Source organism: Roseburia sp. 1XD42-34, assembly GCF_009917385.1.
In the GTDB taxonomy this organism is placed as follows: domain Bacteria; phylum Bacillota; class Bacilli; order Bacillales; family Amphibacillaceae; genus Virgibacillus.
In genome coordinates this window covers 1-13,231 of record NZ_QWLJ01000033.1, presented here as the reverse complement: position 1 = coordinate 13,231, position 13,231 = coordinate 1, and the positions used below count along the sequence as shown (strand labels likewise).

Below are 13,231 nucleotides of genomic sequence, written 5' to 3'. Positions count from 1 at the left end.
CAATAAAGTAAAACTTCAATCCACCACTGATGATTAGTGTCTTAATGGTATGAGCTAAAGGAATCGGGCATTTAGGTGCCGATATCAGTTACTGAGTTAGGATTACCGAGGTTTTGGGCTAATTAATTATAGCCTAGAGTACGTGCTAGTTATTATTTTACGATAGTTAATGAATTTTTCACTTTACTTTGCATACCAAAATACCCGAAAGTTAGATTTTTCACTCTAACTTTCGGGGTGCGGTACCTTTTTCAGCTCGTATTACATTAAATACTTTTATTATCTCAAACTATGATTTGCTGCATATTAACTATGCGAAAACGCCTGTGTTTTTCTTACATTTCCCAGTTTAAGCATAAGACTTATCGTAGCTTATTTTTCCTATCCCATCTTTTCCCTTTTAATTAAGCGAAATTTATTCCTATTGCAAATAGGACACCCTTTATTCTTCAGTTCCTCTATGGTTGAGAAATCACCCTGGATCCCGACAAGTATGGAGTGTTGACACTGTTTACACTCATACGTTCGTAAAATTTGTTTTACTTCACCAGTATAAATGGCATCTTCGTAATCCCCTGAGATAATTGGTTTTGCAGCTTCTGTTGTTCTTAGTATAATCATTTGTCCTTTATTACCAATCATTTGGGCGCCTTCATACTCATTAAAATGTAAAATTACCTCTTTGATGGATAACCCCATCCGGATAAATTCTCGTTGCATGGCTAGCATAAAGTCAGGAGATTTATGAGCATATGATAAAAATATAGGTAAACTTTTTTCTTGTTTTATTGCTTCTATACCACGGGAAACGAATAACACCATCCCTTGTAGGGTGTAAGGCGGATCTGTAAAAACACAATCGAATTTCCCGTGCAACGTCTCAGACAGCGCTTGACGCAAATCAATTTGGTGACAGTTGATTGGGAGTTTATCCTGCTCCATTATATTATGAATGTAGTGTAAAAACCTTTCATCGATATCTACGACTGTAATCATTGTATTAGTGCTTTTTAAAGGGAACAGACGTTTTAGTAGTAAACCGAGTGACACACTCACTAGATCGTCATCACCAATACATATAATCGTTTTGCCAATTAATGAATGCTCTCTTAGACAAAGGATTGCTCGATGTAAGCTTGTTGTGGGAGTGCATTTCGACTGATCAATTTGTACATTTACTTCCGGTCGCATTTGAAAGAGTTGTGTAAGTATCGATAATAGATCAGTAAGCTCTGTTTTCCAATCGGTTTGGCTGTTCATTAATTTCTGGTACAAGCTCTTATCTAACCCACCATATCCTAATTCATTTTCAATGTAGATGATCCCTTCACGGGTACAACGCACACCACGATCTTGCATAAGAATACCTGCTTTTATGAACTCTTTCTTAATGGCAACAGCAATTGGGACAGGAAGAAGTACGTTTCGTGCCAATTTTTTGGTTGAAATTCCTGGATTTATATAACACTCAATCAGTAGCTGTTCAATTACCTTAGCTCCTTCTTGCAGATTTAAATTTGTATTTGCCTTCTCTATATAATTTTTCACGGAATCACTCTTTCCATCGGTATGATAAAGTTCTATACGAAATGTAAGAGCACAACGTCATCCAATCATGCTTTTATTTAAACAAAAAAGGACAGAATTTGAACATTTCGTTCATCTTCTGTCCGTAAGAATAGACTATCAGTGGGATTTTTTAGCTTCAAAATGGGTTCTGAAAATAAAAAAATCACAAGCATAAACAGCTAAGTTAATAGTCGTAAAATTTAATGGATGATCGTAGTGTTCTTAACTTAATTGGCAGTCTGCTTTTTCCCAAGTCAAATAAACCCTCAAAAAATGGGTTATCGACAAAAAATGCAGAACAAACCATATACAATTAGTTAGTTAAGAACCAAAACCGACATCAAGACAACTCCTATATAATTCATTATTTGTCAGGATAAAGTATACATTAAAGTTCTGAAAAGTCAAGCTTGAAAAGGCGGGTTCTAGGAGTCAAAAAAACAAGCCACTTTCGGTACTCTTATGACTATGATGAATGTAAAAAGAAATAGAAAAGGGGAATGAGCTTTTTTGAAGAGATAAGAAAGCATAAAATTAGTGGTTATGTATAACAAAATAACTGAATAAGCCACGTCCGACGCATGAGCCCAGCAACTAGACGACTTCACGAATCACCCTCCGATAAGTCATCATTGGTTGTAGCTGAGGAAGGCCGACTAAATACGGGCTAGCCGCTCAGGCGTTGGCATACCCCTGTTTTTAGTGGCATGATTACTTAAAACTTTAGTTGCTTCGTTCCAGTCGCTACGTTGCTAAACGGGCGCTCTGTGCCTTTGTTCCTAATTGAAAGATTTATGGATGAAATGAACACAAACTATTTAGACAAGAGGTTTATGTCAAGAAGAGGTTCTATGCAGATCATGTTCTAGTGCTTTTGATCGTTTAGCATGGTATAGGACGTTAATAATCGCTCCGCTCATAAAAATCATCCCTGTTAAGTAAAACCAAATAAGCAGAATAATAATACCACCGAGACTGCCATAAGTTGCAGAATAGTTACTGAAATTGCTAATATAGAAAGAGAATCCGAATGAGATTAGCTGCCAAAAAATACTTGCAGTAATTGCCCCAGGGAGAATATGCTTAATTGGGAGTCGTTTATTAGGAGCAAAACGATATAAAATAACCAGAAAACCTGTCAACACGGTTATGCTGAGAGCCCATCGCAAAACTTGCAAAAATAATCCCATTGCAGCAGTTAATCCGATGAAGGTCTCAAGGAATTGTAGAATGAGATTGCCGAATAGTGGCATAATGATTGCGATAATAAAAGTAATAATCATACTTAAGGTAAGCCCTAAAGCAGTGAGACGAACGAGCAGCATGTTTCGTGTTTCTTCTACCTCGTAGGCTGCATTACTTGCTTTGATAAAAGCGTTCATGGCCGCAGATGAAGACCACAAAGCACCGATGATCCCTAGCGTTAGAAGACCACCGCGAGGCACTTCGACAAGGCTGACAATATTTTCTTCTAATAACACAGCAAGTTCGTCTGGCAGAGCGCTGTTAATAAAAGCAATGGCATCGTCCGGGTTAATTGGAAAATAGGGGATTAATGCAAATCCTACTAAAAAAAGGGGAACAATGGATAATAGGAAATAATAAGCTAATGCTGCTGCTAATAAAGGAACTTGGTCGGATTGAAATTTTTCTAAAAATAAATGAACATATTTTTTAATGGTGGTCATAGAATTTCCTCCAAGCTAAAGTTGCTTTATCCTTCTATACCCTTTATCGAAGTAGACTAATCTACCGTTTGTAGAGGTGATAGTCAGGAAACAAATAGCGTTTCAATTTATCTTGCCGGTGGTATAATGCATTATAAAGAAAGGGGGAAATTTCGAGTGGAAGACGTTTTATATTTGACATTGTTAATAATAGCTGTTGCTTTTGCGCTGACAGTTGTTTTTATTGTTATCGTATTACATCGTTTTACCAAATTATTAAGAACAGCAGGGAGTACTTTAGGACAAGTAGAAACAGATATGCAACAAACGATACCAGAGCTGCAAAATACACTGTACCAAACCCAAATAACGGTAGATGATATAGGGGAAAAATTACAAGCCACAGATTCCTTATTTGACACCGCTGAAAATTTGGGGCACTCTGTCAATCATATTAATCAGGCTATACAAAAAACAAAGCCAACATTAACGAGTGATGAATTAGAAGAAGAAACAAAACCTTATGTGGAAGGGGTACGTTGGTCAGTAGCAGCTTCTTATTTATATAAGAAATGGAAAGAAGCAAATACATCTGCAAAAAGAAGAAGTGATGCAATCGATCAAACAGGAAAAGAGGGATAAGAATGTTATTAGAAATTGGTGTATTATTAATTGGCATTGCATTTTTTATTGCAGCCATATTCGTGTCATATGCTCTAAATAACTTAGCAGGTGTTCTTCGAGGTGTTGAAAAAACAGTCGAGCAAGTACCAGATCAAATGAACGCAATGGTCAAAGAAACGACTGGACTGATTAAAGAAAGCAATCATACGTTAGAGGATATCAATGATAAGATGAAGCAGCTTAGTCCGCTGTTTTATGTAGTGGGAGATGTGGGAAATGTGACGCGGAAATTTACCTCATCACTCGTCCAAGTAACAGAATCATTAAAGAACAAGTCTGACAATGGAAGTGATCCTACGGGTAAAAAGAAATCCGGGGGCTTGTTTGGTTCTTTTACAACGGGGTATGGTTGGTTGAAAAAACGCAGACAGCAAAAAATGTAGCAAAACAAGGTGTAGCAGTTAATAACCATACGAATAGTTAGTAAAAACAAGCCGCTCTAAAAGCAATACAGGCAACTGATGAGAGAAAAACCAAGACTCATAAAAGTTGCCTTTTTAATTGCTTCGTTCCAGTCGCTACGTTGCTAACGGGCGCTCTGCGCCTTTGTTCATGTTGAATTTTGTTGTGTTTTCATTAAAAACCATAAAAATATGTAGAAGTAATTTCCTAATGAAAACGTCGTTCCAATTCAAATGTCTTTAGGTCATAACCTTGTAGCGGGTTAAAGACAATTTACTGATAGAATCATTCTATTTAAATAAGAAATGGAATGTAAAAAGAGACAATCATTAGTAATGTTAGGTGAATGATTGTCCTGATTAAAAATAAATATGTTATTTAGGATTATCAGCAGCTGGTTGTTTCTTGCTTTGCTTGATTGCATAGTAAGCTAAAGTAGCAAGGCCGTAAATACCTTCGAGATGGTGTTTATTTGTAAATACATTTCCTTCTCTTGATGAATTTTGTACGCTCATTACAGCATTTACCATGGAGGATGAAGCGGCGTTAGCGGCTCTTGAAGCCTCTCCAACCATATGAAAGATAGGTGTTAATTGTTTAACTTGCTTATTTACTTCATGGAGCGTCTCATGTCCAGTACTTAGGGTATCGGTAGCTTGATTAGTAAGTTCTTCCACTTGTTCTGGCAACTTGTTCGTTGTTTTCTGTAGGTTGCTTAGTACTCCTGCTAGGCTTAATAGTGGTTTAATTAATATAATAGAGAGTATTAGGAAAGCAACTCCAAAAACAGTAACTCCAAGGCCTAACCAATCCATTTGGCTCTCTCCTTTTTTATATATTGATGTATTTCTTTAATATACCACGAAATGTCAAATTGTAAACGAAGGTGCATCAATACCCACCCGATTACGTAGACATAATTCCATTGCCTGTCCCATAGATTATAAAAGAGAATAAAGCGAATTTTACTACAGTTGAATTTTCCCTATAGATAAAAGCAGAAAAAGACGATTCGGGGGATTTTATAAAAGGAAATTTTCACTCCATGCAGGCTGTCGTAGCCATCCTTGCTTATCTGATGAATCGCTTTTATGATCAGTGTCCTAAACAAAGGGTAACACTATTCTTATTAGTGCTGATATTTTCTGCGCTCTTTTGATTAAAGAGTAGCATATTATAGGTTCATGTCTTTTGAAGATAAGTATTTGAAAGATAATTAGATATGAGTGGAAAAAGGAGGTTAGCAATTGAAGCGGTGGTATAAAATAGTGCTTTGGTTAGTAGGTGTATTTGTTTTAGGGTATCTTATTCAGTTACCGATTGCCAATCCATTATCTTTTAATGTAGGATCTTCCTTTTCATTACCTTTATCCGGGAAGACGATCGTGATTGACCCTGGGCATGGCGGACCGGATGGTGGTGCTGTTGGGAAGGATGATACACAGGAAAAGGATATATCATTAGAAGTTTCAAAAAAAGTACAAAAATACTTACAGCAAGTTGGAGCAATCGTGTACTTAACACGGGAAACAGATAAAGATCTCGCTTCACCAGATGTAAAAGGGTTATCTAAAAGAAAATCGGAGGATATTCGTAACCGTTTAGCGTTTATCAATAAAAAAGAAGCTGATTTTTTTATTACATTGCACTTAAACGCGCTACCTTCGTCTAAATGGAGAGGGGCTCAGACATTTTATAATCCTCTTAAGGACGAAAATAAGCATTTGGCAGAAATGATTCAGGCAGAGTTGATTCGTAATTTGGAGAATACCAATCGTGTGGCGCTAGCGATTAATAATGTTTATTTACTAAAGCATGCGGAAGTGCCAGGAGCACTAGTAGAAATCGGGTTCTTATCCAATGCAGAAGAACGAGAATTGTTGAAAAATTCGGATTACCAGCAAAAAGTCGCTGCAAGCATTTACAAAGGTATTCTGCGTTATATTACAGAGGAGGTAAAGGATGACGGAGAAGAGAGTTAGTTAGACTTTGGGCTAAACACACGTATATAACTATGAGTACTTAGAAGCGCTCATTATTTTAAATTACATATGCGTGTTATCTTCACTATCTATAGACGGTATTCGCTTTTAGCCTTATCTTTTTTGTCTAGTCAAGTGTAACCTATTCAAATATTCAAGCTAGAAGAGTGAGTCTAGTCTAGCTTTGAGGTTTATTCAGTCTATGATCTTTGAGCAGGTCTTTAGTCTAAAAAACGATTTTAGTCCCGACATTTAGGTCTAAAATCCACCTGCTTTAGCAAGTGGTAGTTTAAGGTCAAGTCTTGGTAGTTAATAGCTAAAAAAACAATGAAATAGGTAAGTATGGAACAACTTTTTGCAACTAGTACGCTTTCATTAGCTGAACGGAAATTACTGATAAAGATATGCGATCTCATAAACTGATGGATGTTTTATTTTATGTTATACTGACGTTGTATGCATTTACAAAGGGATGGTGATTTCGATGCTAACGAAGGAAGAAGTAATTCAACTGCTTAACCCTGTTAGAGATCCGTTTTTACATATATCGTTAGAAGAAACTGAAGGTATAAAGGAAGTTAATATTAAAGAGGACAAGAATCATGTGAGTGTAAAAATTGGAATTTCCAAAACCAATACTGCTGAACAGATGCAACTGCAACAGGAGATTGTCGGAATCCTTAAGAGAAATGGAGCGTCTACAGTAGGTTTACGGTTTGAACAGTTACCAGATGATGTTATAAAGAAATATCAACCTGCCGCTGAAAAAGAGCAAGAAGTTGCGTTAATGGGGGGGAATAGCGGTACAAAGTTTATTGCTGTTTCCAGTGGTAAAGGTGGCGTTGGCAAATCCACTGTCACCGTTAATTTAGCGATGTCCTTAAAACGTTTAGGAAAAAAAGTAGGAATTATTGATGCGGATATTTATGGCTTTAGTGTACCAGATATGATGGGAGTGGAAGAACGTCCAAAGGTTCGTGGCGAAAAAATTATCCCTGTGGAACGGTTTGGCGTGAAAGTCATCTCGATGGGCTTTTTTGTAGAAGATAATTCTCCGATTATTTGGCGTGGTCCGATGCTCGGAAAAATGTTAAATAGCTTCTTTAAAGAAGTCGAGTGGGGGGATCTAGATTATTTATTGCTTGATCTGCCACCAGGAACGGGTGACATTGCAATGGATGTACATGAGCTTCTTCCATCCTGTAAGGAAGTAATCGTGACGACACCACATCCAACAGCTGCATTTGTTGCAGCTCGTGCCGGGCAAATGGCATTAAAAACAGAGCACGAAATTCTAGGTGTTATTGAAAATATGGCTTATTTTGAAAGTGAGCTTACAGGTCAGAAGGAATATGTATTTGGTCAAGGCGGTGGCAAGAAGTTGGCGGAAGTGTTGAAAACAAAAGTACTTGGTCAATTGCCATTGCAGCAGCCGTATGAGGAAGAGGATGTTTTTGCTCCATCTATTTATCAGCAAGACCATCCAATTGGACAAGCATACCACAAAATTGCAGCTAAAATAGTGGCACAATTAGAAGAATAAAATTGTAGAGGACGTCTCAAGCGTTGATTTGGTGCGCTTGAGACGTCTTTTTTCTTAAAGAGTAAGGAAGTATAAAATTTATTACTTTGGCATAACGAATTAACGGAATAGCCACGTCCGGCGCAAGCGCCCAGCAACTAGGCGACTAAGTCATCATTGGTTCGTGCCTCACCATGATTCCTTTATCTTTAGTTGATTCGTTCCAGTTGCTACGTTGCTAACCAGGCGCTCTGCGCCTTTGTTCGGAGATAAGAAAGTATAGAACTAAACACAATTCACTGTTTTTTAATGTCAGGTGCTATTTTGTTAATTTGGTACATTCTCAAGTACTTGCTCATAAGGTCGCTTCTTTTCTACAGTAACTCAAATGGGCTCGTCTGATTATATAAGGTGCTGTAAGGCTCCCGCTTCAAGAACTGGAGAATCTACACTACAACAAGTCTTGGAAGATAACAGCACCCTAGGTACCCATTCGTTTGAGGTCTTTAGGTCATACCATTACGGTTATAACAATCCGTGGGGGATGAAAACAAATCGTCACGGATTGAAGATTTACTTTATCAGGTGATTGGGATCAAGGCACTTATGCTTTTTGTGTTTTAACCTCCTCCTCCAGCTTCGCCTGCTCCGCCGCCGCCCTCACCGCCTTGTCCTTTTCCTCCTCCTTCTTCTTTCTTTTGCTTACCTTGTTTTTCAGCAGCTTTTAGAAGTGTTTCTTGAATTTTTTCTTGGAAAAGTGGAGTTTCAAGTGTTTGTTGAATAGTCTCTTCAAGGTGCTCACGAAATTGCTGGCTTTTCACTACTTGGAGTATTTGATCGGTCATCTCAGGATTTTGCAATAATTCAAGCATTTGTTTTTGAAAATCTGCATCATTCATTAAGCTTTTCATTAGCTTCTTATGTTCTTCTTGCATAGATTTAGTATACTCTTTAACAAAATCGGTATCTTGGAACAGCGTTGTCCACATTTGTTTTCCTTTTTCAGATACAAGCGCTTCGTTAATGGATTTCTTTACAACGTCAGAATCCAAGACAAGCTCTTGTTTCATTTTTTCGTCTGTCATTAACTCACGTATTGCTTTTTTTCCATCTTCTGTTTGTAATATATCAACAACCATTTTCTTTGTTGTATCGTAATCTCCTTCTTTGTCCGAGGCATTTCCATCTGTACACCCACTGATAATAATGAAAGAAACGATAACAGCGATGCCAAGGATTCTTAATCGATTCAAATTCACTTTGGAAATCCTCCTTCCTTCTCTGTTTTAATTTGCGTGGATACAGAGAAAAATATTCGTTATATAAGGAAAAAACGATTACTTCATGATAGAATACGGGAGAGGAAGGCAAGTTTGTCCGTATGTTAAGATGTTCCAGAAATCTGTATCCATTGTAAGGGTATTGGACACGGAGAGCAGCTATATTGTTTTATTCCGGAGGTAGCTGGCAATAAAGCTGTTTCCATCCTATGAGTTGAAACTTTAAGGGGATAGGGGGAGGATTTCAACTGCAAGTCATATGCCCAACTCTAATAACCAGTGGGGAGAAACTAAGGTTTCGCTTTATTCGAAAGATAAAAAAGTATAAAATTAGGTGCTTGGGGATACCAAAATAACCGAATAGCCACGTCCGGCGCAAGCGCCCAGCAACTAGGCGACTTCACACGAAATCGCCCTACGATAAGTCATCATCGTTGTAGCTAAGAGGAAGGCCGACTAAAAACGGGCTTGTCGCTCAGGTGTCAGCATACTCCTGTTGCAGGAGCATGATTCCTAAAACTTTAGTTGATTCGTTCCAGTCGCTACGTTGCTAAACGGGCGCACTGCGCCTTTGTTCTTGGATAAAATACGCCTACTGAATAATTGTAAAAATAATACGTTATAAAGTTTAGGGGGATAAGGGTTTTGAACACTCGAAAATTAGTCAATTTCTTTTTTAAAACGTTGATTATAGGTGGTGTAGCAGGACTTATTACAAGCTTTTTTGTAAAAGCAGAGGATTACGCTGCAAATCTTGACCCGATAAATTGGATGGAATTATTGGGGTTAATTATCTTTTTTATCGGGCTGGGGCTTGTATTTAGTGTTGTCAGTCAGACGGGTTTTTTTGCATTTTTATTTATTAACCGTTTTGGTTTGGGATTTTTTCGTTCTTTTTGGCCAACCGTGCAAGTATTATTAATAGCATTTGTTGTGTTTGATTTAGTTTATTTTCCATACCAAGCAACAAAAGGAGAAGTGGCTGTTTATTGGTATATCTTAATAGCAGCAGCTATATTAGCCTACGGATGGATTGTATCAACCATTAAAGCAAAAGAAACGAACAAGCAAGCGTTTATTCCTGCATTATTTTTAATGGTAGTAATCACAACTATTGAATGGGTGCCAGGACTGCGAACAGAAGGCACAGATTATGCTTGGTTAATGATCGTTCCTTTGTTAGCTTGTAATACATATCAATTATTGGCACTACATCGAATCAACCGGAATGATGCTAGTTCTCAAGCTACATCTTCAAATAGAGCAACAATAAAAGCAAAAGTAAAAGGTTAAAGGGGCTGAATACTTCATCCAATATCTAACTGGCAATCAAAACTTGTCATTAATACTGCAAAGTAAACCCCCAAAAAATAAGCGGAGGATTCAACTGCAAGTTACATGTTCCATGTTTTTAGAGACTTTAAGGTTATAGCCATGCGTACTTGAATGTTACATTTTATGTCATACGTAAAATGCGTCGATGATGGTCATCGACGCATCTTTACTTTGGAGAAAACAGCAACCTAAATACCCTATTTTGGAAGAGGCACTTAAATTATACCATTACGGTACTAACAATCAGTGAGGATAAATGAAAATTCCGAACTGAAGATTCATTTTACTCAACTAATTCCGCGCTGGCATGGGCTTGATTAATTAATTCAGTCATAGAAACAAACGAAAACCCTTTATTTTTTAAACCGGGTAGTATTGTTTCTAGTGCTTTCGCAGTTTGTTTTACTGAATCGGAGGCATGAAGTAAAATGATATCTCCATTTGTTGTATTTTTCATTACATAATCTACAATTGTATTTGTACCAGGATTTTTCCAATCATGCGGATTCACATTCCAATGAATCACGTTATATCCCATGTTTTCAGCTGTTTCTATAATATCTTTATTAAAATGACCGCTAGGAGGGCGTAATAAACTCACTTCTTCATACCCTAATTTATGGAATACTTCCCGTGCTTTTCGCAAATCTTTGCTTACAGTTTCCAAATCTTGGTCCAAGTAACTTTTATAGCGGTAGCCAAGCATGCCTAATTCATGCTTGTTTTTCGCAATTTTTTCAACAATATCTGGATGCTTTTCTGCCCACTCCCCACTTACAAAGAAAGTTGCTTGGACACCTTCTTCTTTTAGCCGTTTAAGGATGTGATCAACGCGTTCTTCTCCCCAGCTAATATTAAAGGTTAATGCAATATTATTCTCATTTGCATTACCTTTTGACATGGCAGTGGGCTCCTTGTTCGAAAAAACTGTAAATTCTCCATTCCACTCTAGCCATAGAAATGTTGCTGTAAATAGAGCGACAGCTGCTACAGCAAACCACCTTTTCCATTTGTTAAAGCGCCATACATAGAAATGCTGCAATATTCCTCCTCCTTTATAAATCCATTAGTAATATTAAGTAGATGATTGCAACTAAAAACTTAAACAGGATGTAATAATTTCAGTCAAGTTTATTATATACATGGCTTGTCCTTCTTTTACTATTGCTTATGATGTGTATGATGCTAAGTAAGAAAAGGTCTCTTAGATAGAGATAAAGAGCGTCCGGAATTTTGGTTCTATGCGTGTTTTGGAGTGAGAGAAGGGCCTGTATAAAAGAGCGCTAATACATATTATGTTGTTGTATAAGTATTAAGAACAAGAATCACTTATTACGCATCTAAAGTGCCATAATGGTGCTCTACATACAGTAACCATGGAGCAATTGAAACTTGAGAAAGGGTCGCGCTAACTATTCGAATTGTTGGTGACCCAGACAATCAGATAAACGGCCGCTTGGGAGAAGACTGCTTTTTTCGAAGGTAAAGAAATCTAAGGTTAACAGCATATGGTAAAAGAAAAAGGCGTATTTCAAGATTGTTGTGACAGGAAACTGTAAGTAGCCGTATTCTTCTTTTTTCCGTGCTCATCACTAAGAATGATAAAAGCACTTGCTAAATAAATTGTTTATTAGTAATTAAAAATAAAAGCGATAATTATTACTAAAAACCGACATAATTCGATATGTTTTGCGAATGATTTTATATACATGTTTTGCATGATTTTGTTCAAGTAGGAGAAACTGAAAACAGTAAAAAGCAAAATGGTTAAGTAAATGTGAGGCGGTGAAACAAATGCTAGGTTTATTAATTAATAATATGGAACAAAAGGAATTAGAATATTTGATCAGAAGAGAGCTAGAAGAACTTTTAATGGATTTAGAGGATTCACGAATTGATAATATAGTTAAAGAATCCATGAGAGAAAGGTACCAAATGTTATTTCAGTTATTTCGTAGAGTAGCCAATGAAAAAGAATGTATGAAATACATGCCCAAACGGAGTAAAAATCAATAAATGAAATAATGAAGAGATAGATACAAAATGCTGTATATAGTAAAATGATGACTTTTGCATTGATCCTAATTCTTCTTAAAGTAGATATTCGAAAAAAAGATAGTTATCTTTATCAAGTAAAATCCTTATATAACTTTAAGAATACCATTATTAATGGGCAATTCAGGATTTTTTGATGAGAGTTCCTGCTGAGTTGAAAGGTAAAAGGCAGATGTTTGACAAGGACTAGAAGTATAGAAACCATTAAAAGCAAGAGCGTGTGATTAAATGCGCTGTAAACTGTTGAGATTATTGGTTATATCTGATCTTCAGGCATAGATACGGCGTATTTCTGATTTATAAAGAAAAATTTAGATTTTCCTATTGCTATTTTAAAATATATATGCTATATTAAATTCTGTTGTCAATAAACGGCACCACAACAGTGAAAAACGAAATAAAAATCTTCAAAAAAACTGTTGACAACCATTAAGAAACATGGTAAATTATATCTTGTCGCAAAAAACGACAAATTAATAAATTGCTCTTTGAAAACTGAACAAAACAACCAGTATGTCAAGAAAAGCAATCTCTGTTTTTCTTATAAAAAATCGACCGAGATTTTAATCTTGGTAGAAGCTAAGAACGATGAAGAACGGTGTTCATCATCGCAAACTTCTTTGGTAAATCAGTAACGTGTTACTGATTTGCACAAGTCCAACTTCACTTTGGTGAAAACCAAAAGCAAGTTATTTTTGGAGAGTTTGATCTTGGCTCAGGACGAACGCTGGCGGC

At 36.8% G+C, this 13,231-nt stretch carries 11 protein-coding genes; 6 read left to right on the top strand and 5 right to left on the bottom strand.

The features are described 5' to 3' along the window. Nucleotides 1-381 precede the first annotated feature (381 nt). Together D1839_RS15025 and D1839_RS15020 are read right to left on the bottom strand one after the other, a co-directional pair. Nucleotides 382-1,548, bottom strand: a complete 1,167-nt coding sequence (locus tag D1839_RS15025; RefSeq protein ID WP_120380715.1) for a bis-aminopropyl spermidine synthase family protein — start codon at nt 1,546-1,548, stop codon at nt 382-384. 857 nt (nt 1,549-2,405) lie between these two features. Further along, nucleotides 2,406-3,257 (bottom strand): YihY/virulence factor BrkB family protein, encoded by an 852-nt coding sequence (locus D1839_RS15020; RefSeq protein WP_120380714.1) that lies wholly within the window; start codon nt 3,255-3,257, stop codon nt 2,406-2,408. 156 nt (nt 3,258-3,413) lie between these two features. On the opposite strand from D1839_RS15020, the gene D1839_RS15015 reads away from it, so the two are divergent. Then, nucleotides 3,414-3,878, top strand: coding sequence for a DUF948 domain-containing protein (locus D1839_RS15015; protein ID WP_158589676.1), 465 nt, complete (start codon nt 3,414-3,416; stop codon nt 3,876-3,878). Between the two features lie 2 nt (nt 3,879-3,880). Next, nucleotides 3,881-4,303 (top strand): DUF948 domain-containing protein, encoded by a 423-nt coding sequence (locus tag D1839_RS15010; RefSeq protein WP_120380712.1) that lies wholly within the window; start codon nt 3,881-3,883, stop codon nt 4,301-4,303. Between the two features lie 393 nt (nt 4,304-4,696). On the opposite strand, the gene D1839_RS15005 is transcribed toward D1839_RS15010, so the two are convergent. Further along, on the bottom strand, nt 4,697-5,137 hold the full coding sequence (locus D1839_RS15005; RefSeq protein ID WP_120380711.1) for a DUF948 domain-containing protein: 441 nt from the start codon (nt 5,135-5,137) through the stop codon (nt 4,697-4,699). A 432-nt stretch (nt 5,138-5,569) separates the two neighbouring features. Between D1839_RS15005 and cwlD the strand changes: the two genes are divergently transcribed. Together cwlD and D1839_RS14995 are read left to right on the top strand one after the other, a co-directional pair. Continuing rightward, nucleotides 5,570-6,304: an N-acetylmuramoyl-L-alanine amidase CwlD gene (gene cwlD, locus D1839_RS15000; RefSeq protein ID WP_120380710.1), complete on the top strand. Its 735-nt coding sequence runs from the start codon at nt 5,570-5,572 to the stop codon at nt 6,302-6,304. 484 nt (nt 6,305-6,788) lie between these two features. Next, a complete protein-coding gene (locus tag D1839_RS14995; RefSeq protein ID WP_120380709.1) occupies nt 6,789-7,847 on the top strand; it encodes an Mrp/NBP35 family ATP-binding protein in 1,059 nt (352 codons plus the stop codon). 599 nt (nt 7,848-8,446) lie between these two features. On the opposite strand, the gene gerD is transcribed toward D1839_RS14995, so the two are convergent. Then, nucleotides 8,447-9,085, bottom strand: coding sequence for a spore germination lipoprotein GerD (gene gerD / locus D1839_RS14990; protein WP_199690224.1), 639 nt, complete (start codon nt 9,083-9,085; stop codon nt 8,447-8,449). A 666-nt stretch (nt 9,086-9,751) separates the two neighbouring features. Between gerD and D1839_RS14985 the strand changes: the two genes are divergently transcribed. After that, nucleotides 9,752-10,399 (top strand): KinB-signaling pathway activation protein, encoded by a 648-nt coding sequence (locus tag D1839_RS14985; RefSeq protein ID WP_120380708.1) that lies wholly within the window; start codon nt 9,752-9,754, stop codon nt 10,397-10,399. 325 nt (nt 10,400-10,724) lie between these two features. Here the strand turns inward: D1839_RS14985 and pdaB are convergent, their stop codons facing one another. Beyond that, nucleotides 10,725-11,483 carry a polysaccharide deacetylase family sporulation protein PdaB gene (gene pdaB / locus D1839_RS14980; RefSeq protein WP_120380707.1) on the bottom strand — a complete coding sequence of 253 codons (759 nt, stop codon included), beginning with the start codon at nt 11,481-11,483 and terminating at the stop codon, nt 10,725-10,727. Between the two features lie 752 nt (nt 11,484-12,235). Here pdaB and D1839_RS14975 point away from each other — a divergent pair. After that, nucleotides 12,236-12,457, top strand: a complete 222-nt coding sequence (locus tag D1839_RS14975) for a hypothetical protein (RefSeq protein ID WP_120380706.1) — start codon at nt 12,236-12,238, stop codon at nt 12,455-12,457. Nucleotides 12,458-13,231: the final 774 nt, after the last annotated feature.

What these genes read in the sequence shown, in the direction of transcription:
- D1839_RS15020 (WP_120380714.1), bottom strand. Translation starts at nt 3,257, where the DNA reads ATGACCACCATTAAAAAATATGTTCATTTATTTTTAGAAAAATTTCAA.
- D1839_RS15010 (WP_120380712.1), top strand. Translation starts at nt 3,881, where the DNA reads ATGTTATTAGAAATTGGTGTATTATTAATTGGCATTGCATTTTTTATT.
- D1839_RS15005 (WP_120380711.1), bottom strand. Translation starts at nt 5,137, where the DNA reads ATGGATTGGTTAGGCCTTGGAGTTACTGTTTTTGGAGTTGCTTTCCTA.
- D1839_RS14995 (WP_120380709.1), top strand. Translation starts at nt 6,789, where the DNA reads ATGCTAACGAAGGAAGAAGTAATTCAACTGCTTAACCCTGTTAGAGAT.
- D1839_RS14975 (WP_120380706.1), top strand. Translation starts at nt 12,236, where the DNA reads ATGCTAGGTTTATTAATTAATAATATGGAACAAAAGGAATTAGAATAT.